Consider the following 19,751-nt stretch of genomic DNA (forward strand, 5'->3'; position numbering starts at 1 on the left):
CAAAAAGGCCGGGCGATGTTCCCGGCCTTTTCACGTTTGCGGTCCCGGTTCAAAGCAGCCTATGCCTATATGACGGGTTCAGGACATGCAGCTTCGACATCTCAAGACCTTCGTGGCGGTCGCTACCACCTTGAACATCACGCGCGCCTCCGAGCGGGTTCATCTTGCCCAATCGAGCGTGACCGAACAGATCCAGGCGCTGGAAAGCGATCTAGGCACGTCGCTGTTCGACAGATCACGGCGTGGCTTGAAGCTGACGGCGGCGGGACAACGCCTGCTGGACTACGCAAACGATCTCCTCGACCTCGCGGACGAAGCCCGTTCCGCAGTCGCCGACGCGAGCGGCACGGTTGCCGGTCGCCTGACTGTCGGCGGCCTGGAGACGCTTTGCTCGACACGCTTGCCAGCTCTGCTGGCGGAATTCCATCGGCGCCATCCCGATGTGGAACTGAACCTCAGGGCGGACGAGAGCAGTGGGTTGCGTGCCGGCGTGACAAGCCGGGCGCTGGACGTATCTTTCCATTTCGGAGCCGTCCCGGCGGCGGCGCCGGAGCTGCGAAGCGAGCAAGTGGCAGTGGAAGAGTTCGTCACCATAATGCCGGCAAATCACCGGTTGGCCGGATATTCTGCCATAACGCCCGACGATCTGGCCGACGAGGCCTTCCTCGTCACCCAGCCCGGTTGCGTCTATAGGCGGATGTTCGACGAAGCGTTCGCAGCGACGCTGCCCGACGGTCCGAGGCTGGTTGGCGAGTTCGCCAGCATGGGTGCGATACGGGGCCTTGTCGCAGCCGGTCTTGGCTGCGCGCTGGTTCCGCGTCTCGTGGCTTCCGCGGCTGACGCCAATCTCGTCGTGCTGCCCTGGGTCGGAAGCAGTCCGGTGACGCCGGTCACCATGGTATGGCGCCACCGGCGCATTCAAGCGCCGGTCTTGCGGCTGTTCCTCGCAATGGTCCGCGAAATCTGGCCATCACTAGACCAGCCGCTGGCCACCATCGACATGAAGCACGGTTCCGGTGATGAAGCCGTTGTGCATGAGGGACGTGATGGCCTGGGCAATGTCGGCTGCCTGGCCGATCCGGCCGACGAGCAGACGCTTTGCCATGGCCTCCAGCGCGGCCGCCTTTCCGCTGCCGACGACGGCATCCCAAATCGGCGTGTCGACCCAGCCCGGCGAGACGACGTTGACGCGGATCGGCGCCAGTTCGACGGCAAGCGCGTAGGCGAGTGAGCCAAGTGCCCCATTGACGGCTGCCACCACCGAGCCTTTCGCCGCTGGACGATAGGCGGCGATGCCTGAGGTCAGCGTGATCGATCCCCTGGGCGTCAGACGAGGCGCGCCATGCTTGGCAAGAAGAAGCGGTCCGACGACTTTGGAATCCATCACTTTCCGCGCCACCGAGATATCCATCTCGGGAAGCAACACATAGACACCGGTAACGTCGGCGGCGGTCGAGACGATGTGGTCGAGCGTGCCGACATCCTGGAACAGGCGCTGGACCTCGTCCTCGCTTGTGACGTCGGCTGCGATCGTCCTCAGCCCTTCCGGGTGAGGCAAGCGCTGCCCTGCGGCCGACAACCGGTCCTCGGAGCGGCCGACGATCGTAACCTCGGCGCCGGCGGCAAGCTGCTGTTCGGCCAGCGACAGCCCCATGCCGGAACTGCCGCCAACGATCAGGATGCGTTCGTGTTTCGGTGTGGTTTCCTGGTTCATCTTATCTCTCCATGAGGCAGCTCGCCGGGCATGACCACACGCGGCGAGAAACTGAGGCCTTGTCCCGCAAAGGCGTGGAAGAAGGGAAACGGGAAGAAACGAATGCTGCCATCGGAGGTTCCGATGATGGGAGGCCCTTGGGCTTTCGCAAAACCGTCGCTTGCGGCGCTTCGCTACGACGCTGTCTCGGAGAGGACGAACCGCAGCCGCGTTTCGACGGGCGCCAAGGGCAGCGGCACCAGCTCGTAGCCTAGTTCCGTGTAAACGGCGACGAGTGCGTGAAAGGTGCGTTCAGCCTCGTCCATCGTTTGCTTGCGCTCGTTGTCCTGCCGAAAGATTTCTGGCCATGGCGGCGCGACGAAGACGCGCCTGGCATAGCGGAAGCGTCGGGCGGCATTCGTGGCGTGATCGGGAACCGGCACCCCGGTCAGGCGCAGATAGCCAAGAGTGTCCGGCACGCCGCGATCGAAGAAGACCAGGCCGGATTGCTCGCCCGCGATCCGGTAGGAGCGCAACTCCCAAGACAGCATCAACTCGGCGAACAGAGCCGCCAGGGCAGGGCCTTGCCGCCTATCGCCAATTGGTCGTGAATGATGCTGCGCCCGGCTTCGCCCGAGGTTGCGAGGCCTGCCACCTTAAGAGTCGATCAATGTTGTCTTGCCTGAGCCCGGACCGCCGGTCAGCACGAAAAACCGATTGGAATCGTTTCGCATTTCTGATCCATGGATTGGATGGGGGAAGTATGAAGACAGGGATTTTTTGGACCCGTCAGGGCACATGAAAGCCCGGCCGGCGGGGCCTGCTTCTGCATATGTCGAGAGGGAGAAATGGAGGTTTCTGTTGCCAGGTACCTCCGAACCCCGCCTAGAAGTGCGAACCACTAGGGCTTGAATTGAAGCTATCGCACCGCTTACGCGGCGAGACGTGCTTCCGCATAGTTGTCGTTGGCAACTATAAGTTTAGCCCGATAACGGTGGTACAATGCCGGGCAAAAGTACGATCTTTACACCTTCGTCGATCCTATTTCGCCCCCAGCAAAAGCCGCTCCTGAGCAGCGGTTTTTGGTGGAGGCGCCGGGTACCGCCCCCGGGTCCGAACGGCTTATTTCATCGCCTGTTTATCGCCATAGTCGGTCGAGCCGACAAAGCGAATATAGGGACTGGTGGTGGAAAATGAAAGGCCGGAATGCCACTTTCGTCCGTGCCAAAGTGGATCATCAAGGGGTTGACTTGCAGCCGGTCTCAACCGAAGCTTTGTGGCGGTGAGGAGACCTAGCGCATACTTGCGGCAGCGCGCCACAATCCTCATCGACCGGATCCCGTGGCGCCGACGAGGGGAAATTCGATGGCCGATTATCTCGCAGACGTAAAGAAATATGATGCGGCGGCCGATGCCGACGCGGTCGCCAAGATCGTCAAGCATCTGGGCATCGCGCTCAGGAACCGCGATTCCTCGCTGGTGTCCTGCACCGACCCGGAGGAACTGAAGCGCGTCAGGAACAGCTGGGTCGCCGGCAAGCTCGGCGTCACCGACGGTGCCAAGGCGGATGCGGCTATCGAAAAGACCTGCAAGGCTATGGCGGCCGACAACAGCAAGAGCCGGGTGACATTCTATTACCTCGTCGCCAAGGATCTGGGCATGCTCGGCTCGCTCTGAGCAACCTCGCCGCCGGTGCTGGTGAGGCTTCTGCTGGAATCGTCTCGCTTTGCTGTGTTCGGCCGACGGTCATTCGGCTATGATGGCTGACAACCCGAATCGGACCGGAGCCGATGCGCCAGTATCTCGACCTTCTGAAGCATGTGCTGGAAAACGGCGCTGATCGCGGCGACCGCACCGGCACCGGAACGCGCTCGGTATTCGGCTACCAGATGCGCTTCGACCTGGCCCGCGGCTTTCCGGTCACCACCACCAAGAAGCTGCACCTGAAGTCGATTATCCACGAGCTTTTGTGGTTCCTGGCCGGCGACACCAACATCAAATATCTCAACGATCACGGCGTCTCGATCTGGGATGAGTGGGCCGACGAGAACGGCGATCTCGGCCCGGTCTATGGCAAACAATGGCGGTCGTGGCCGGACGGCCATGGCGGCGCCATCGACCAGATTGCGAATCTTCTGAAGGAGATACGCAAAAATCCTAATTCGCGGCGGCTGATCGTTTCGGCGTGGAACCCGGCCGAGGTGGAGGCCATGGCCTTGCCGCCCTGCCACTGCCTGTTCCAGTTCTATGTTTCGGAAGGCAAGCTTTCCTGCCAGCTCTACCAGCGTTCGGGCGATATCTTTCTCGGTGTGCCGTTCAACATCGCTTCCTATGCGTTGCTGACGCTGATGGTGGCGCAGGTGACCGGATTGAAACCCGGCGATTTCATCCACACGCTCGGCGACGCGCATCTTTACTCGAACCATTTCGAGCAGGCGCGCGAACAATTGCGGCGCACGCCCAAGGCGTTGCCGACGCTGTGGATCAATCCCGAGGTGAAGGATCTCTTTGCCTTCCGCTTCGAGGATTTCCGGCTCGAGAACTATTTCGCCGACGCGACGATCAAGGCGCCGATCGCGGTCTAGCACCATAGCTGACCGTGCATATCGACATTGCCTACTGCGGCTGCGCCCTCGGGCGTTGTCAGCATCCGTCTTGATTGGCCGACGTCGACTTGACGGGCAATCCCTGGTCGCTGATTTTCATGTGAATATTTCCTTCGGCCTCGGTACCGCTGTATCCAACGAAGATTATCGCAGGCCGGGAAAACCTCAGCTCAGAATGCCGTCGGCGGTAAAGAGCCTTTCCTTGTTATGTTCACATGGATATATCGATGGACGGCTTCGGGCGTTCTGAGACGAGGAGAGTTTCATGCTGGCGCGCAAAGGTTCGACGACGATTGCCATCGCGGGTCTCGCCGCCATGCTGATGGCCGCGGTGCCGGCGGCCCATGCCGATGACAAGGTGGTCGTGTTTGCCGCGGCGAGCCTGAAGGATGGGCTCGATGCCGTCAACAAGGCCTGCGAGGCCGATGTCGGCGAGGCGGCGACCATTTCCTACGCGGCGAGCTCGGCGCTGGCCAGGCAGATTGAAAGCGGCGCGCCGGCAGACCTGTTCATCTCGGCCGATCTCGACTGGATGAAATATCTTGCCGACAGGAAGCTGACCAAGCCCGGCACCGAAGTGAAATTGCTCGGTAACCAGATCGTGCTGGTTGCGCCGCGGGATTCCAAGGTTGAAACCAGGATCGAAAAGGGTTTCGATCTTGCCAAGCTCGTCGGTGACGGCAAACTTGCCATGGGCGATGTCAAAGCTGTGCCGGCAGGCAAATACGGCAAGGCAGCCCTCGAATCGCTCGGTGCCTGGTCTTCGGTCGAAGGCAAGGTGGCGCAGGCCGAGAATGTCCGCGCCGCTCTAAAACTGGTATCGACCGGCGAGGCAGCACTCGGCATCGTCTACGCCACGGATGCGCATGCGGAGCCTGGCGTCAAGGTGGTCGGCACTTTCCCCGCGGGTACCCATCCGCCGATCATCTATCCGGTCGCCCAGCTTGCCGATTCGAAGAGCAGGGATACCCCGGCATTCCTGAAATGCCTGCAATCCGCCAAGGCTGGCGAACTCTTCAAGGCGCAAGGTTTTACAATCCTCGCGCCGAGCAACTGACGTACGGCACCGCACATGAACTGGCTGCTGGATCTCGCTCCCGACGAATGGAATGCGGTCCGGCTGTCGATCAAGGTGGCGACCGTGGCGATGATTGCCAGCCTGCCGCCGGGCATTCTGATCGCTCTTGTGCTTGCCCGCGGCCAGTTCTGGGGCAAGACGCTGCTCAATGGTCTGGTGCATCTGCCGCTGATCCTGCCGCCGGTGGTGACCGGCTATTTGCTGCTTTTGACTTTCGGCAAACGTGGTCCGGCCGGCGCTTTCCTGGCCGAACATTTCGGCATCGTTTTTTCCTTCCGCTGGACTGGGGCCGCGCTCGCCTGCGGCGTGATGGGCTTTCCGCTGATGGTGCGGGCCATCCGGCTGTCTATCGAGGCCGTCGACCGCAAAATCGAGGCGGCCGCCGGCACGCTCGGCGCCAATCCGCTATGGGTATTCGGCACGATCACGCTGCCGCTTATCCTGCCCGGCCTGATTGCCGGTGCGATCCTCTCCTTCGCCAAGGCGATGGGCGAATTCGGCGCGACGATCACCTTTGTCTCCAACATTCCGAACGAGACGCAGACGCTACCGTCGGCGATCTACACTTTCACGCAGGTTCCCGGCGGCGACGCCGGCGCGCTCAGGCTGACGCTGATCTCGATCGTCATCTCGATGGCGGCACTTGTTGCCTCGGAAGTGCTGGCGCGGCGCGTCGGCCGGCGGATGGACATCGAATGACGGTTCAGGTCGACATCAGCCACCGGCTTGGCGATTTCACCGTCAATGCCCGCTTCGAAAGCGCCGGGCGGCTGACTGCGCTGTTCGGGCCTTCCGGCTCCGGAAAGACGACGCTGATCAATTTGATTGCCGGGCTGATCCGCCCCGACAAAGGTCGTATCGCGGCAGAGGGCCGCGTGCTGGTCGATAGCGATGCCGGTCTGTTCGTGCCGAAGCACAAACGGCGGATCGGTATGGTGTTCCAGGATGCGCGGCTGTTTCCGCATATGAGCGTGGCGAGCAATCTGCGCTATGGCCGCTGGTTCACGCCGGCTGCCGAGCGTTACGCGGATATCAATGGCGTGGTCGAACTGCTCGGGATCGGCCATTTGCTCGACCGGCGGCCGGCAAAACTCTCCGGTGGCGAGAAGCAGCGTGTGGCAATCGGCAGGGCGCTGCTTGCCAGTCCGAAATTGCTGCTGATGGACGAGCCGCTGGCTTCGCTCGACGAGGGGCGCAAGGCCGAGATCTTGCCTTATATCGAGCGGCTGCGCGACGAGACGAAAATCCCGATCGTCTATGTCAGCCACTCGATCGCCGAAGTGGCGCGGCTGGCGAGCGACGTCGTGGTGCTGATGCAAGGAAAGGTCGCCGCTTCCGGTCCGACCGGAGCGATCATGCAGCGTCTGGATCTATTGCCGGCCGAAGAGCGCGGCGAGGGCGGTGCCGTGCTGGATACCGCGGTTCTGCGCCACGACGAAGCCTTTGGCATGACGGTGCTAGGCTCATTGGCGGGCGAGATCCGGGTGCCGCTTCTGGCAACGCCAGTCGGTGCGCCGGTGCGCGTCCGCATCCGTGCCCGCGACGTGATGATCGCCACCGAGCAGCCGGTTGGCCTCAGCGCGCTCAACATATTGCCGGGCACGATCGTGGCAATAGAGCCGGGCGAAGGGCCTACGGTCGAGATTGGCCTCGACTGCAATGGCGCAACCGTGCTTGCCCGCATCACCGAACAGTCGCGGCAGACACTGGGGCTTCGGCTTGGTCGACAGGTCTTCGGCGTGGTCAAGACGGTGAGCTTCGACCGGGCGAATACCGGCGCCGGCCTGCCCGCCGAGGCGGATGAGTGAACGGCCGATGATTCGCTATATCGTTTTGGAATAGCGGTATCGCTGCAGAACTTGTAGAATAGCGTCACCGCGGAGGAGCAAATGCCGTCGCTGAGTTTGCGGATAAATCTCGATCCAGATGGCCGCATCGGACCGGGCAAGATCGAGCTTCTGGAACAGATCGCCGCCTTCGGCTCGATTTCGGCCGCGGCACGCGGCATGGAGATGTCCTACAAGCACGCCTGGGATCTGGTCGAAGACATGAACCGCGTGTTCGGCAAGCCGCTGGTTGCGGCACAGACGGGCGGCAAAAAAGGCGGTGGCGCCCAGTTGACGTCGGTCGGGCTTGCTGTGGTCAGCCGCTTCCGCGCGATCGAGCGGGCTGCGTCTTCAGCAGCGGCGGCGCATATGGAGGCGCTGCAGGCCGAGATCGACGCAGCGTGACGCCGGCGGAATTCATGCCGCGTGTGATCCCTGTTACTTCTTAGGCTCGCCCGGCTTGCGCAGCAGATAGGTGTCCATGATCCAGCCTTTTTTCCGGCGGGCCTGCTCACGGGTGCTCACGATCTTGTCGCCGACGTCGCCAATCCGGCCCGAGATGACGATCTCGTCGGGCGTCCCGAGATAGGCGCCCCAGTGGACGGTGACGTCGTTGTCGTCCAGCGTGTTGAAGGCGCATTTGCCGTCCAGCATGACGATGGTGCTGCCGGCGTTTTCGGGCAGACCTTCCTCGGCGAGCCGGCGGCCGGTGGTGATCAAAATGGCGTCGCCGATCCGGTTCAATGCCATTTTGTGGCTGGCTGCGAGTGCCTGGATGGCGGTGATGCCAGGGATGACCTCCAGCTCGAACGCTACACTGCCTCTGAGGCGCACGCGGTCGAGGATGCGCAGCGCACTGTCGTAGAGCGACGGATCGCCCCAGATCAGGAAGGCGCCGCAGCCATCTTCAGGGAGTTCATCGCGGATCAGGCCTTCGTAGATCGCGGCGATCGCCTCGTGCCAGTCGTCGACGGTCGAGCGGTAGGAAGGCGCCGGCTCGGCGCGCACCGGCACCTCGAATTCGACACGGCGCGAGTTCGGATTAATGACGAAGCGGTCGCAGATCTGGCGGCGCAATTCGGAGAGATCGTTCTTCTTGGCGCCCTTGTCGGGAATGAACAGCACGTCGGCCCGATTGAGACCGTTAATGGCCTGGACCGTCATGTGCTCCGGATTGCCGGCGCCGATGCCGATGACGAGAAGCTTGCGCATGGGCGAACTCCTGCCCGATCGGGACCGGCGTGTCTAGACCGACACGACATGCCGGCAGGCGCCGGCGCATTTGCCGAAAGGCTTTGAAACGCCACATTGAACAGCTAGAGTCATATTGGCATCTCGCCGGGGGAGCTTCCATGTTCCGTTACGTCCTGACCGCAGCCTTGGCGCTCTCGGCTACGCCTGCGCTCGCCAATGATTCGGTCGCCGAACTCGGCACCGGTGGGCTGATCCTTTCGCGCAGCGATGCGGTGGCGATGGAAAGCGAGGATCTCTACATCTCGCCGGAAAAAGTGACGGTCGATTACGTCTTCCGCAACAACACCGACAAGAATGTCGATGCGATCGTCGCCTTTCCGATGCCCGACATCGAAGGCGACCCCGAAGAAATACCGGCGATTCCGGAGGCGCAGAGCGACAATTTCCTCGGCTTCGAAGTGACGATCGACGGGGTGCCGGCAAAGCCGCAGCTCGAGCAGAAGGTGTTCGCGCTCGGCATCGACATCGGCGCTGACCTGAAGGCGCAGGGCGTGCCGTTCTATCCGTTCGGCGATGCGGCCAAGGCAGCGCTGGCAAAGCTTCCGCAAGCGGTCGCCGACGACTGGGTCAACCGCGGCATCATCATCGAGGACACTGCCGATGACGGTTCGGGCATGAAGACCGTCTATACGCCGTTCTGGCAATTGCGCTCGACCTATTGGTGGCGCTCGACGTTTCCGGCCAACAAGGCGGTCCATGTCTCGCATCGCTACAAGCCGAGCGTCGGCGGCACCTCCTCGGTCAGCTTCTTCTATGATGGCCAGTTCCAGGGCCAGTATGCCGCCTACAAGACCCGCTACTGCATGGACGATGCCTTCGAAAACGCCGTGCGCAAGGCAGCCAAGGACGATCCCGACGGCTACCCTAAATATTTCGAGAACCGCATCGCCTATATCCTGACCACCGGCGGCAACTGGGCGTCGGGAAACATCGGCACGTTCAAGCTGACCGTCGACAAGGGCGATCCGAAGAACCTGGTCTCGTTTTGCGGCGAAAACGTCAGGAAGATCGGACCGACGACGTTCGAGATGAAGGCGCAGAACTTCTACCCCGAGCACGACATCGACATATTGCTGCTGGAGCCATCCGATGGCGGAAACGGCGGCTGATGGACCTCGCGATTTATGTCGCCATCGCCGAGAACGGCGTGATCGGGCGCGAGGGTGGGTTGCCGTGGCGGCTGTCCACCGATCTCAAGCGGTTCAAAGCCGATACGATGGGCAAGCCCATCATCATGGGCCGCAAGACCTATGAAGGCATCGGCCGCCCATTGCCGGGCAGGCTCAACATCGTGGTGACACGAGACAGGGCATGGCGCGCCGAGGGCGTCGAAGTCGCGCACTCGATCGAGGACGCAATCGCGCTGGCGACGGTGCGCGGGCGCTGCATGGCCGGCGCCGACGAGATCTGCGTCATCGGCGGCGGCGAGATCTACGCTCAGGCGCTGCCGTTGGCCGATCGGCTGCACGTGACCCATGTTCTGGCCGCGGTCGACGGCGATGCCCATTTCCCGCCGATCGATCCGGCGCTGTGGCGGATCGTCCGCTCGCAGGAGGTGGAGGCTGGCGAAAAGGACAGCCATGCGACACGCTATTCGGTTTACGAGCGGCGCCGCGACGTGCATTGAAGGCGACAAAGGGGTCGCGACAGGTCTAGATGGACCCAAAAGGCGGACAGTGGCGGCAGCCGATCGCGTTGAAAGCGTGCCGCTGCATCCCTATAGAATAATAATATTGGATTTTGCGCCGGTGAGCCGGCGCTTGAGGGAATTCCAAGCGAAAGGACATTCATGCCCTGGAACGACAAGAGCGGCGGCGGCGGCCCGTGGGGCGGCGGCAACAATCAGGGGCCTTGGGGTCAGGGACCAAAAGGACCCAGCGGCCCGCAGGGCTCGCCTCCCGATCTCGAGGATATCATCCGGCGCGGGCAGGACAGGTTGCGGCGCGCGCTGCCGGGCGGCGGTGGCGCGAGCCCTGCCGTGTTCGGGCTGATTGCCGCGGCGCTGGTGGTGCTATGGGCGTTCAAGGCGGTCTACACCGTGCAGCCCGACGAAGTTGCGGTGGAACTCAGGTTCGGCAAGCCGAAGGCGGAGCTGTCGCAGCCTGGCCTGCATTTCCATTGGTGGCCCATCGAAACGGTCGAGACCGCCAACATCGCCGAGCAGCTTGTCAGTATCGGCGGCGGCAGTTCCAGCGGCAATGGCCTGATGCTTTCCGGCGACCAGAACATCGTCAATGTGCAGTTCTCTGTGGCCTATCAGGTCTCCGACCCTAAGGCCTATCTATTCGACGTGTCCGACCCGGACGGCATGCTGCAGCAGGTCGCCGAAAGCGCGATGCGCGAAGCGGTCGGCCGGCGCCCGGCGCAGGACATTTTCCGCGACGACCGGCAAGGCATCGCGGCGTCGGTGCGTGAGATCATCCAGACGACGCTGGATGGTTACAAGGCCGGCCTCAACGTCAACGCCATTTCGATCGAGGACGCCGCGCCACCGCGCGAGGTGGCAGACGCGTTCGACGAGGTGCAGCGCGCCGAGCAGGACGAGGACAAGTTCGTCGAGCAGGCCAATCAGTATTCCAATCAGAAGCTCGGCCAGGCACGCGGTGCGGCCGCACAGATCCGCGAAGACGCGGCCGCCTACAAAAACCGGGTCGTGCAGGAGGCCGAAGGCGAGGCGCAGCGCTTCATCTCGGTTTATGACGAATATGCCAAGGCGCCGGAGGTGACGCGCAAGCGACTCTACCTGGAAACGATGGAGAGGGTGCTGAAGGATTCGAGCAAGGTCATCGTCGAGCAAGGCAACGGGCAAGGGGTCGTTCCCTACCTGCCGCTGCCGGCATTGCAGCAGAAGGCGCCGACACCGGCCACCGGAGGAAACCAGTGATGGCCAACCGTCTTCCCGTCATTGCGGTCATCGCCGCGGTCATCCTGTTCCTGCTCTACTCGTCGGTCTTCGTCGTCAATGCGCGCCAGCAGGCGCTGGTGCTCAGGTTCGGCGAAATCGTCGACGTCAAGAACCAGCCGGGCATCTATTTCAAGGCGCCATTCTCCTTCTTCGATGCCGACACCGTGCAGCTGATCGAAAACAGGGTCCTGCGCTTCGACCTCGACAACATCCGTGTCCAGGTTTCGGGCGGCAAATTCTATGAGGTCGATGCCTTTATCGCCTATCGTATCTCGGATCCGCGCGTGTTCCGCGCCGCGGTGTCCGGCCAGATCGAACTGGCCGAGGCCCGGCTGAGGACGCGTCTCGACGCCGCCTTGCGCCGCGTCTATGGCCTGCGAGACTTCGAGGCGGCGCTCTCGGAAGAGCGCGCGGTGATGATGCGCGAGGTGCGCGATCAGCTGAGGCCCGATGCCACCTCGCTTGGCCTGCAGATCGAGGATGTCCGCATCCGCCGCACCGATCTCACGGCCGAAGTCTCGCAGCAGACCTTCGATCGCATGAAGGCCGAACGTCTCGCCGAAGCCGAGCGGCTGAGGGCGCGAGGCAATGAGGCAGCGCAGCGGATCAGGGCTCGCGCCGACCGCGAAGTGGTCGAAATCGTCGCCGAAGCGCAAAAAGAGTCTGAAATCCTGCGCGGTGAAGGTGAAGCCCAGCGCAGTGCCACGTTTGCCGGGGCCTATCAGCGCGATCCGGCCTTCTTCGATTTCTATCGGTCGATGAATGCCTATGGCACGGCGCTGAACAGCGCCGGAACGACGATGGTGCTGTCGCCGAATTCCGAGTTCTTCCGCTTCTTCCGCGACCCGGACAGCAAGGAAACGCCTGTGGCACCGGCGGCACCAGCGCCAGCACCTGCCGCTCCCGCCCCACCGGCAGCGCAGCCAAGCACCGGCCAGTAGGGCCGGTGCAGGGATAGCCGGCGTAACAGAGGATTTATTCTCTGGCGGTAGCCATAGCCGCAAACGTGCCTTATTTCTTGCCAACATGACGCGGACCGGCATTTTTGCCGAAGCGGTTTTTTTTCAGAACACCCGGAGGCCTTTCGATGACATCCACCACCCTTCTGCGTGCAGCGAGGCGGACGTTCATCGCCGGGGCCGCTGCGCTTCTGGTCGGCGCCGTTGCCGTTCCGTCGTTCGTGGCGCCGACGATGGCAGCCGACGGGCCGCCCTCGGTTGCCGATCTCGCCGCCGGCCTGCTTGGCGCCGTGGTCAACATCTCGACGTCGCAGACTGTTAAAGGCACTGAGGGGCCGGGCGCAGTGCCGATGCCGCAGCTGCCGGAAGGCTCGCCCTTCCAGGACTTCTTCGACGATTTCTTCAAGAACCGTGGCGGCGACAAGGGCGGCGGCGGGCAAAAGGTGCAGTCGCTGGGCTCCGGCTTCGTGGTCGACGCCGAGCAGGGCATCGTGGTGACCAACAACCACGTCATTGCCGATGCCGACGACATCGAGGTGAATTTCTCCGATGGGGTGACGCTCAAGGCGACGCTGGTCGGCACCGACACCAAGACCGACGTCGCGGTGCTGAAGGTCGATCCGAAAGGGCACAAGCTGACAGCGGTGAAGTTCGGCGATTCCAACACGATGCGTGTCGGCGACTGGGTGATGGCGATCGGCAATCCGTTCGGTCTCGGCGGCACGGTGACGGTCGGCATCGTCTCGGCACGCAATCGCGACATCAATTCCGGCCCGTATGACGACTTCATCCAGACCGATGCCGCGATCAACCGCGGCAATTCCGGCGGACCGCTGTTCAACAGCAGCGGCGAGGTCATCGGCATCAACACGGCAATCATCTCGCCATCGGGCGGCTCGATCGGCATCGGCTTCTCGATCCCGTCGCAGCTTGCCTCGGGCGTCGTCGACCAGCTTCGCCAGTTCGGCGAGACGCGGCGCGGCTGGCTCGGCGTGCGCATCCAGCCGGTGACCGACGACATTGCCGAAAGCCTGGGCATGGCGACCGCCAAGGGCGCGCTGGTCGCCGGCGTCATCAAGGGCGGGCCGGTCGACAACGGCACAATCCAGGCCGGCGACGTCATCATCAAATTCGACGGCAAGGACATCCATGAAATGCGCGACCTGCCGCGCGTCGTGGCGGAGAGCCCGGTCGGCAAGGCGGTCGACGTGATCATCGTGCGCAAAGGGGTCGAGCAGACCGTCAAGGTGACGCTCGGCCGGCTCGAGGACGGCGAAAAGCTTGCCAGCGGCGGTGAAAACGGCAACACCGACCAGGACGATGCCGACAAGGCGCCTGCGGTTTCGACGGCTGCCGTGCTCGGCATGACGATCGGCGAGCTCAATGAGGAGACGCGCACGAAATTCGGCATCGCCACCGATGTCTCCGGCGTCGTCGTGACGGACGTCGCCAAGGATTCGGCGGCAGCCGAACGCGGTATCCAGCCGGGCGAGGTGATCACCGAGATCGCGCAGGAATCGGTCGCAACGCCCAAGGACGTCATGGACCGGATCGGCGCGCTGAAGGAGCAGGGGCGCAAGAACGCGCTTTTGATGCTGGCGTCGAAGACCGGCGAGCTGCGGTTTGTGACAATCCGGATGGATTGAGTCCGGAAGAGCCTGCAACACTCTGATCTTGAAACGAAAAAGGGCGGCTAGCGGGCCGCCCTTTTTCTTGCCTGCCAGTCTGTGCGCGGCAGCCTGTAGAAAACATGTCGCCTGAGTGCGGTGTGGCTGTCCGGAACACCGGGATGGTCGAAGTCGGAGGCCGGGTCGGCGATCATGCCCAGGCGCTCCATGACGGCAGTGGACCGGCTGTTATCCTTGACTGCGAAGGACACGATTTCGTCGAGGCCAAGTCTTTCAAAGCCATGGGTGAGCCTGGCTTCGGCTGCTTCGGTGACATAGCCGCGGCCCCAGAATTCGGGTGCCAGCCGCCAGCCGATCTCGATCGTGCCGCGCGGCAGGAATGGCAAATGATCGGTTCGGGTTATGCCGACGAAGCCGATGCATTCACCTGTGGCTGCGATCTCAGCGGCCGCGAAGCCGAAGCCGTCGCGATCGATAGCCGCGCGCAACTCCTCCATCTTGGCGTCCGACTGGGCACGGTCACGCCGAAACGGAAAGAATTCCATGACGCGCTCGTCGGAATTGATGCGATGGAAGAGCTCGCGGTCACGATCTCCCCAGTTGCGCAGGATCAGGCGCTCGGTGCGGATCGGCGTCATTCGACAAATTCCTCCCGGCGATAACCCTGCAGATAAAGCAAGGCGGTGAGGTCGCCGTGGTCGATGCGGATCTTTGCCTCGGCTGCCACGGCCGGCTTGGCATGCAAGGCGACGCCGATGCCGGCAAGACGGATCATGTCGAGATCGTTGGCGCCGTCGCCGACGGCAATGGCATCGGCAGGCGTCAGGCCGAGGCGGGCGGAAATCTCGATAAGGGCTTCGGCCTTGGCGGCGCGGCCGAGGATCGGTTCGGCGACCAAGCCGGTGAAGCGGCGATCCTGCTCGATCAGGCGGTTGGCGCGATTTTCGTGAAAGCCGAGCAATGCTGCGATGCGGGTGGTGAAGATGTCGAAACCACCGGAGATCAGCGCCGTCCAGGCGCCATTGGCCGCCATTGTCTGGACGAGCGTGCGGCCGCCGGAGGCTAGCGTCAGGCGATTGTCGATGATGCGGTCGATGATTGCGGCATCGAGACCCTTGAGCAGCGCCACACGCTCGCGCAAGGCCGGCTCGAATGCGATCTCGCCGTTCATGGATAGCGCCGTGATGGCGGCGACCCGATCCTTGACGCCGATCTCGTCGGCAAGCTCGTCGATGCATTCCTGGTCGATCATCGTCGAATCCATGTCGGCGATCAGGATCTTCTTGCGCCTGTTCTCAGCCGGCTGGACGGCCACGTCGATCGGTTCGGAAGCAAGCGCGGCCTGCAGGCGCGCCGTTATTTCGGAAGCGTCGGCGGTCTCCGGCAAGTCGAGCTCGCAGGCGATGCCTTCGGCCAGCCAGCGAACAGCGCTTGCGCCGACCGACCGCGAGGCCATATTCGCTAGCGTCGGCGTCAATGCGCGGCCGGCGGGATGGGATAAAAGCGTGGCGATCAGCGGCATCGAAAATTCCAGCGGACAGGCGGGCGAAGGCCGCGTGAAGAACGCGATCCTGATAGCCGGGCCGACCGCCAGCGGCAAGTCGGCGCTCGCACTCGACCTCGCCGAGCGCAATGGCGGTGTCATCGTCAACACCGATTCCATGCAAGGCTATTCGGTGCTCGACGTGCTGACGGCGCGGCCTGGTCCTGCCGAACTCGCCCGCGTCCCCCACTTTCTTTATGGACACGTCGATCCGTCCACCGCCTATTCCACCGGCGCCTGGTTGCGTGATGTCACGAAGCTAATCGACGACGGCACGCTTTCGGAGCGGCCAGTGATTTTCGTCGGCGGTACCGGGCTTTATTTCCGGGCGCTCACGGAAGGTATCTCGGAGATGCCCGACATTCCGAAGTCGATCCGCGATCGCTGGCGCTACGAGCTCCAGGAACAGGGCGCAGTGAGATTGCACCGCATCCTGTTGCGCGAGGATTCTGCGGCCGGCATGATGCTGAAGCCGACGGATGGCCAGCGCATCGTGCGGGCGCTGGAGGTGCTCGACGCGTCGGGGCGTTCCATCCTGGACTGGCAGGCCGCGCGTGGCCGGCCGTTGATCGACAGGAGCAGCGCGCGCTTTTTCGTCATCGAGCCGGAGCGAGCGGCGCTGGTGGAGCGGATCGATGCTCGCTTCGACCGCATGCTGGACAAGGGGGCACTGGACGAGGTGAAACAGCTTTCAGCGCTCGGCCTCGATCCCGACCTGCCGGCGATGAAAGCAATCGGTGTTCGCGAGCTTCAGGCCGCGCTGGCCGGCGCCTTCAGTTTTCCCGAGGCCATCGAGCGCGCGAAAATCGCGACGCGGCAATATGCCAAACGGCAGGCGACCTGGTTCAGGCACCAATTGGGCCCGGAATGGCAGCGATTGCGTCCTGGTGAGGGGATCGACTCGATACTCTCACTCCCTCCTTCGAGCGCAACCTGAAAAGTCGACACCGAGGGGACATTTCGCGTTGAAGTTGTCCAGGTTAACTGTCCGTAAGTTCCCGCATGCCATAAGATCGTTACGAACTTTCCAACGGGGAGCAGATGCGTTTCCACAAGGCGGAATCAGCCTTTTTCGTCTTTATTTTTGTGATCCTGGCCGCCGGCCTGGTGACGCTTTACGCCTATGGGCTCCTGCAAACCCTGGCCGCCGACATTAGCAATACGCCTTCGGAACTCGATGAAATCGTCTATCTCAACAAGCTGCTGTTTGCGACGGGCGTGCTGCTGGCGACTGCGCTGTTCTTCGGCATTTTCTTCATCTACCCGCTGATCCGAAAGCAGGCGACGGAAGAAGGCAAGCTGCGCGCCATGACCGTTTCGCTCAGCGCGCGTTCGGAGACGCTAGAGCATGCGGCGCTCACCGACAGCCTCACCGGCATGCAGAACCGGCGTTATTTCGACGATGCGCTGAAGGAATATCTCGAAGAGTTCCGTCGCATCGAGAAACCAGTAGGGCTGATGATCCTCGACCTCGACCATTTCAAGCAGGTCAACGACAGCCACGGCCACGACGTCGGCGACGAGGTGTTGCGGGCGGTCGCCAACTGTCTCAAGGACATGACACGCTATCACGACGTGGTGGCGCGCCTGGGCGGCGAGGAGTTCGCGGTGGTCACGCCCAATATGGACGCCGAGCTGCTATCCAAATTCGCGGAGCGCATCCGCAAGGCGATCGCCAACATGTCGGTGCTGACGGGCAATGTCCGACTGAAAATCACCACCAGCGTCGGGCTTGCCGTCTGGGATCGCAAGGAAACCGCCGAGGAGTTCTATCGCCGCGCCGATCGCCAGCTCTATGAGGCGAAGAGGCAAGGGCGCAACCGCGTGTGTGCCTGAAATTCCGTCATTGAATTCCTGATGCCGGCCGTCTGGTATCGTTTTCTGCGTTTCCGGTGCACGCAGACCGACGTCACCCAGTCAAGCTGAGATGCTGCCTTTGCGGGGCTTGCCGGAAATAGAGGTGTTGCCGTGACTAAATCCGATCTCTCCGGTCTTTACCGAGGCTATATTGCATGCCTGAACAAGCAGGATTGGCCAAATCTGGGGCGGTTTGTTCATGATGAAGTGACCCACAACGGTCGCAAGCTCGGATTGTCCGGCTATCTCGAAATGTTGGTGAGAGACTTCGACGAAATTCCGGACCTTTACTTCGACATTCAGCTATTGGTTGCCGATCCGCCTTATATAGCGAGCCGGCTAAGCTTCGACTGCGCGCCAAGGGGAACGTTCCTTGGGCTCGATGTAAGCGGGAAGAGAATTTCGTTTGCCGAGAACGTATTCTATGAGTTTCAGAGAGGGAAAATTCGCCAGGTGTGGTCAGTTATAGACAAGACAGCCATCGAAACTCAGCTTTGATATCTGCGAGCGCTGCCTAAAAGTCGCTCGGCTCAATCATTCTGGGGGACGCAGGCCGAAGGTCGCCGGCTTGAGGCCGTAGCGCAAGTCGAAATCGTCGTTCCGCTGGGTGCGTGCGGCCGACGGCTTGCGATAGTCCGAATCGCCGGCCTGCCGGCCCGGATCGACGACTTCCGCGAAAGGCATTGCCTGCTGTGATTTCGGCACGTTGCGCAGCCGTTCGACGATCGCCACGAGGTCGACCTCGTCGCCGGTTTCGGACTGCAAGGCGTCCGCGCGCTTGGCGGTGCCGGGGATCAAATCCTCGGAGAGCTTTTCGAACTTCATCCGCATCGTCGTCGCCACGCCTTCCCCGAAGGCAATGGCCTCGCGCTGGCCCATGGAAGACAGGAACGCCAGCGTCGAAGCCGAGGAGTCGGCAATCGCCGAGCGGATGATCGCCTGGTCCTGCTCGTTGGCGAGCCGCATGGCAAAGAACGTCGAGCACTGCGACAGGATGGTCGGGTCGAGTTCGCCCGGGCGCTGGGTGACGACGCCGAGATAACAGCCATATTTGCGGCCTTCCTTGGCGATGCGCGACAGCGCGTGCCGCGTCGGCGCGAAACCGAGGCGCGGATCGGCCGGCATATAGCGATGCGCTTCCTCGCACAGGAAGAGCAGGCGCAGGCGGCCTTCGCTCCACAACGCCAGGTCGAAGGCCAGCCGCGCCAGCACCGAGCATACGGAATTGACCACCTCGGACGGCATGCCGGCCATTTCGAAGCAGGTCACAGGGCGGCCGTGATGCGGCACGCGGAAGATGTTGCCGATCGTCTCGTGGATGGTGTCCTCGATCAGGCGCGAGTTGAACATGAAACGGTAGCGCGGATCGGATGCCGCCGATTCGATACGTGTCTTCAGTGACCTGAGGGTCGGGCGATCGTTCTTGCTTTCCAGCAATCCCATGCGTTCGTCGACCAGCTTGATGAGGTCGGCAATGCGATAGGGCACCGGCGCGTCGGCGGTCAGCGCATCGGTGCTGCGCCGTAGATAGTTGCCGGAGTTCGGATTGCGGTAGAGCTTCTTGGCCGCGGGAATGAGATCGCGCAAGGCGTCGACCTCTTCCGGAACCGTCTCGCGGCCGCGAAACAGCACCTCGGCAAATTCCTCTAGCTTGAACATCCAGAAGGGCAGGTCGAGCGTCGTCGAATCGACCCTGACGCAATATTCGGGCAACGACGCGGCGAACTCGTTGTGTGGATCGAGGATGAGCACGCGCAGGTCGGGCCGGGCGGCGATCGACTTGCGCAAGAGCAGCGACACGGCGGTCGATTTGCCAACCCCGGTGGTGCCGACAATGGCGAAATGGCGCGCCAGCGTATCGTCGATGGCGATATTGGCGTCGATGGCCTCGTCCTGCGACAGCGTGCCGATGGTGATCGAATGACGACCGGCGAGATCGTAGACGGCCTGCAGGTCGCGGCTGCGGATACGATGGGCAATGGCGCCGATATGCGGGTAGGTTGTGATGCCACGGTCGAAGATCGGCTTCGCGCCGGGTTCGGCACCGTCGCGCACCTCGCCGATCAATTCGATGCTGACCTCGATCGGATTCTGGCCCTCGCTGCTCCAGGCACGATCCGACTTGGCGATTTCATAGACCAGGCCGACGGTTCGTGATGTACCGAGATTGATCGAGATCATCTTGCCGACGCTCCACAGGCCGGTGACCGTGCCTTCGATATCGTCGGCATAGGCGCTGATGGTGGCGCGCGCGCCGTCGCATTGCACGACATTGCCCAGAATGCGCTTGTCGTTCTGCTCCGCCCTGCGGCGCTCCAGCAAAGTCGGTTCCCCAATGGAGGCTTCGCGTTCAACGAGCATGGACACGCCGATCCCTTTTCCCAAGCGATGAGTCTAGGCGA

Annotated in this window: 19 protein-coding genes, 1 other RNA gene and 2 pseudogenes; 15 read left to right on the forward strand and 7 right to left on the reverse strand. The window is 62.5% G+C overall.

The window, feature by feature from the left end:
* Positions 1 to 85 precede the first annotated feature (85 nt).
* A pseudogene (locus NKJ28_RS18445) lies at positions 86 to 901 on the forward strand (LysR family transcriptional regulator); the annotation flags it as partial.
* Positions 902 to 973: 72 nt separating this feature from the next.
* Here NKJ28_RS18445 and NKJ28_RS18450 read toward each other — a convergent pair.
* The 3 genes and pseudogenes from NKJ28_RS18450 to ssrA form a co-directional block, all read right to left on the reverse strand.
* The gene (locus tag NKJ28_RS18450; RefSeq protein WP_352636648.1) at positions 974 to 1,714 is read right to left on the reverse strand and encodes an SDR family oxidoreductase; all 741 of its coding nucleotides are present in this window, start codon (positions 1,712 to 1,714) and stop codon (positions 974 to 976) included.
* 173 nt (positions 1,715 to 1,887) lie between these two features.
* A pseudogene (locus NKJ28_RS18455) lies at positions 1,888 to 2,427 on the reverse strand (AAA family ATPase).
* Between the two features lie 113 nt (positions 2,428 to 2,540).
* Positions 2,541 to 2,896: a transfer-messenger RNA gene (gene ssrA, locus NKJ28_RS18460) on the reverse strand.
* Between the two features lie 162 nt (positions 2,897 to 3,058).
* Between ssrA and NKJ28_RS18465 the strand changes: the two genes are divergently transcribed.
* The 6 genes from NKJ28_RS18465 to NKJ28_RS18490 all read left to right on the forward strand — a co-directional run bounded on the left by NKJ28_RS18465 (position 3,059) and on the right by NKJ28_RS18490 (position 7,608).
* Entirely contained in the window at positions 3,059 to 3,370 is a 312-nt protein-coding gene (locus NKJ28_RS18465; RefSeq protein WP_023676702.1) for a DUF2853 family protein, read from the forward strand.
* A 113-nt stretch (positions 3,371 to 3,483) separates the two neighbouring features.
* Positions 3,484 to 4,278, forward strand: coding sequence for a thymidylate synthase (locus NKJ28_RS18470; RefSeq protein ID WP_023676701.1), 795 nt, complete (start codon positions 3,484 to 3,486; stop codon positions 4,276 to 4,278).
* Between the two features lie 286 nt (positions 4,279 to 4,564).
* Positions 4,565 to 5,356 (forward strand): molybdate ABC transporter substrate-binding protein, encoded by a 792-nt coding sequence (modA, locus tag NKJ28_RS18475; protein WP_352589558.1) that lies wholly within the window; start codon positions 4,565 to 4,567, stop codon positions 5,354 to 5,356.
* 15 nt (positions 5,357 to 5,371) lie between these two features.
* Positions 5,372 to 6,076, forward strand: coding sequence for a molybdate ABC transporter permease subunit (modB, locus tag NKJ28_RS18480; protein ID WP_023676699.1), 705 nt, complete (start codon positions 5,372 to 5,374; stop codon positions 6,074 to 6,076).
* A complete protein-coding gene (gene modC / locus NKJ28_RS18485) occupies positions 6,073 to 7,185 on the forward strand; it encodes a molybdenum ABC transporter ATP-binding protein (protein WP_352636649.1) in 1,113 nt (370 codons plus the stop codon). The genes modB and modC overlap by 4 nt, the downstream gene beginning before the upstream one ends.
* Before the next feature lie 81 nt (positions 7,186 to 7,266).
* Positions 7,267 to 7,608 carry a winged helix-turn-helix domain-containing protein gene (locus tag NKJ28_RS18490; RefSeq protein WP_023676697.1) on the forward strand — a complete coding sequence of 114 codons (342 nt, stop codon included), beginning with the start codon at positions 7,267 to 7,269 and terminating at the stop codon, positions 7,606 to 7,608.
* A gap of 33 nt (positions 7,609 to 7,641) precedes the next feature.
* Here the strand turns inward: NKJ28_RS18490 and cobF are convergent, their stop codons facing one another.
* Entirely contained in the window at positions 7,642 to 8,415 is a 774-nt protein-coding gene (cobF, locus tag NKJ28_RS18495) for a precorrin-6A synthase (deacetylating) (protein ID WP_352636651.1), read from the reverse strand.
* 140 nt (positions 8,416 to 8,555) lie between these two features.
* Between cobF and NKJ28_RS18500 the strand changes: the two genes are divergently transcribed.
* From NKJ28_RS18500 to NKJ28_RS18520, 5 genes are all read left to right on the forward strand, one after another.
* Positions 8,556 to 9,566: a DUF4424 domain-containing protein gene (locus tag NKJ28_RS18500; RefSeq protein ID WP_352636652.1), complete on the forward strand. Its 1,011-nt coding sequence runs from the start codon at positions 8,556 to 8,558 to the stop codon at positions 9,564 to 9,566.
* Positions 9,566 to 10,084, forward strand: coding sequence for a dihydrofolate reductase (locus NKJ28_RS18505; RefSeq protein WP_023676694.1), 519 nt, complete (start codon positions 9,566 to 9,568; stop codon positions 10,082 to 10,084). Before NKJ28_RS18500 ends, NKJ28_RS18505 begins: the two co-directional genes overlap by 1 nt.
* Positions 10,085 to 10,246: 162 nt before the next feature.
* The gene (hflK, locus tag NKJ28_RS18510; RefSeq protein WP_352456516.1) at positions 10,247 to 11,341 is read left to right on the forward strand and encodes an FtsH protease activity modulator HflK; all 1,095 of its coding nucleotides are present in this window, start codon (positions 10,247 to 10,249) and stop codon (positions 11,339 to 11,341) included.
* Positions 11,341 to 12,303 (forward strand): protease modulator HflC, encoded by a 963-nt coding sequence (gene hflC / locus NKJ28_RS18515; RefSeq protein ID WP_023676692.1) that lies wholly within the window; start codon positions 11,341 to 11,343, stop codon positions 12,301 to 12,303. Before hflK ends, hflC begins: the two co-directional genes overlap by 1 nt.
* 146 nt (positions 12,304 to 12,449) lie before the next feature.
* Positions 12,450 to 13,967: a DegQ family serine endoprotease gene (locus NKJ28_RS18520; RefSeq protein ID WP_023676691.1), complete on the forward strand. Its 1,518-nt coding sequence runs from the start codon at positions 12,450 to 12,452 to the stop codon at positions 13,965 to 13,967.
* A 47-nt stretch (positions 13,968 to 14,014) separates the two neighbouring features.
* Here NKJ28_RS18520 and NKJ28_RS18525 read toward each other — a convergent pair whose 3' ends face one another.
* Together NKJ28_RS18525 and serB are read right to left on the reverse strand one after the other, a co-directional pair.
* On the reverse strand, positions 14,015 to 14,587 hold the full coding sequence (locus NKJ28_RS18525) for a GNAT family N-acetyltransferase (protein ID WP_352636654.1): 573 nt from the start codon (positions 14,585 to 14,587) through the stop codon (positions 14,015 to 14,017).
* A complete protein-coding gene (serB, locus tag NKJ28_RS18530) occupies positions 14,584 to 15,471 on the reverse strand; it encodes a phosphoserine phosphatase SerB (RefSeq protein WP_352450067.1) in 888 nt (295 codons plus the stop codon). Before serB ends, NKJ28_RS18525 begins: the two co-directional genes overlap by 4 nt.
* Here serB and miaA point away from each other — a divergent pair.
* The 3 genes from miaA (at position 15,461) to NKJ28_RS18545 (ending at position 17,847) form a co-directional block, all read left to right on the forward strand.
* Positions 15,461 to 16,429, forward strand: a complete 969-nt coding sequence (gene miaA, locus NKJ28_RS18535; protein ID WP_352636690.1) for a tRNA (adenosine(37)-N6)-dimethylallyltransferase MiaA — start codon at positions 15,461 to 15,463, stop codon at positions 16,427 to 16,429. The two genes, serB and miaA, sit on opposite strands and share 11 nt — an antisense overlap.
* A 104-nt stretch (positions 16,430 to 16,533) precedes the next feature.
* Positions 16,534 to 17,328, forward strand: a complete 795-nt coding sequence (locus NKJ28_RS18540) for a GGDEF domain-containing protein (protein ID WP_023676688.1) — start codon at positions 16,534 to 16,536, stop codon at positions 17,326 to 17,328.
* A 132-nt stretch (positions 17,329 to 17,460) separates the two neighbouring features.
* Complete coding sequence (locus tag NKJ28_RS18545; protein WP_352471649.1) at positions 17,461 to 17,847, forward strand: ester cyclase; 387 nt, start codon at positions 17,461 to 17,463, stop codon at positions 17,845 to 17,847.
* Between the two features lie 36 nt (positions 17,848 to 17,883).
* Here the strand turns inward: NKJ28_RS18545 and NKJ28_RS18550 are convergent, their stop codons facing one another.
* A complete protein-coding gene (locus tag NKJ28_RS18550) occupies positions 17,884 to 19,710 on the reverse strand; it encodes an ATP-binding protein (protein WP_352636655.1) in 1,827 nt (608 codons plus the stop codon).
* Between the last annotated feature and the right edge of the window lie 41 nt (positions 19,711 to 19,751).

This window comes from Mesorhizobium sp. M0145 (genome assembly GCF_040322355.1).
In the GTDB taxonomy this organism is placed as follows: Bacteria; Pseudomonadota; Alphaproteobacteria; order Rhizobiales; family Rhizobiaceae; genus Mesorhizobium.

What these genes read in the sequence shown, in the direction of transcription:
- NKJ28_RS18450 (WP_352636648.1), bottom strand. Translation starts at nt 1,714, where the DNA reads ATGAACCAGGAAACCACACCGAAACACGAACGCATCCTGATCGTTGGC.
- NKJ28_RS18465 (WP_023676702.1), top strand. Translation starts at nt 3,059, where the DNA reads ATGGCCGATTATCTCGCAGACGTAAAGAAATATGATGCGGCGGCCGAT.
- NKJ28_RS18470 (WP_023676701.1), top strand. Translation starts at nt 3,484, where the DNA reads ATGCGCCAGTATCTCGACCTTCTGAAGCATGTGCTGGAAAACGGCGCT.
- modA (WP_352589558.1), top strand. Translation starts at nt 4,565, where the DNA reads ATGCTGGCGCGCAAAGGTTCGACGACGATTGCCATCGCGGGTCTCGCC.
- modB (WP_023676699.1), top strand. Translation starts at nt 5,372, where the DNA reads ATGAACTGGCTGCTGGATCTCGCTCCCGACGAATGGAATGCGGTCCGG.
- modC (WP_352636649.1), top strand. Translation starts at nt 6,073, where the DNA reads ATGACGGTTCAGGTCGACATCAGCCACCGGCTTGGCGATTTCACCGTC.
- NKJ28_RS18490 (WP_023676697.1), top strand. Translation starts at nt 7,267, where the DNA reads ATGCCGTCGCTGAGTTTGCGGATAAATCTCGATCCAGATGGCCGCATC.
- cobF (WP_352636651.1), bottom strand. Translation starts at nt 8,415, where the DNA reads ATGCGCAAGCTTCTCGTCATCGGCATCGGCGCCGGCAATCCGGAGCAC.
- NKJ28_RS18500 (WP_352636652.1), top strand. Translation starts at nt 8,556, where the DNA reads ATGTTCCGTTACGTCCTGACCGCAGCCTTGGCGCTCTCGGCTACGCCT.
- NKJ28_RS18505 (WP_023676694.1), top strand. Translation starts at nt 9,566, where the DNA reads ATGGACCTCGCGATTTATGTCGCCATCGCCGAGAACGGCGTGATCGGG.
- hflK (WP_352456516.1), top strand. Translation starts at nt 10,247, where the DNA reads ATGCCCTGGAACGACAAGAGCGGCGGCGGCGGCCCGTGGGGCGGCGGC.
- hflC (WP_023676692.1), top strand. Translation starts at nt 11,341, where the DNA reads ATGGCCAACCGTCTTCCCGTCATTGCGGTCATCGCCGCGGTCATCCTG.
- NKJ28_RS18520 (WP_023676691.1), top strand. Translation starts at nt 12,450, where the DNA reads ATGACATCCACCACCCTTCTGCGTGCAGCGAGGCGGACGTTCATCGCC.
- NKJ28_RS18525 (WP_352636654.1), bottom strand. Translation starts at nt 14,587, where the DNA reads ATGACGCCGATCCGCACCGAGCGCCTGATCCTGCGCAACTGGGGAGAT.
- serB (WP_352450067.1), bottom strand. Translation starts at nt 15,471, where the DNA reads ATGCCGCTGATCGCCACGCTTTTATCCCATCCCGCCGGCCGCGCATTG.
- NKJ28_RS18540 (WP_023676688.1), top strand. Translation starts at nt 16,534, where the DNA reads ATGCGTTTCCACAAGGCGGAATCAGCCTTTTTCGTCTTTATTTTTGTG.
- NKJ28_RS18550 (WP_352636655.1), bottom strand. Translation starts at nt 19,710, where the DNA reads ATGCTCGTTGAACGCGAAGCCTCCATTGGGGAACCGACTTTGCTGGAG.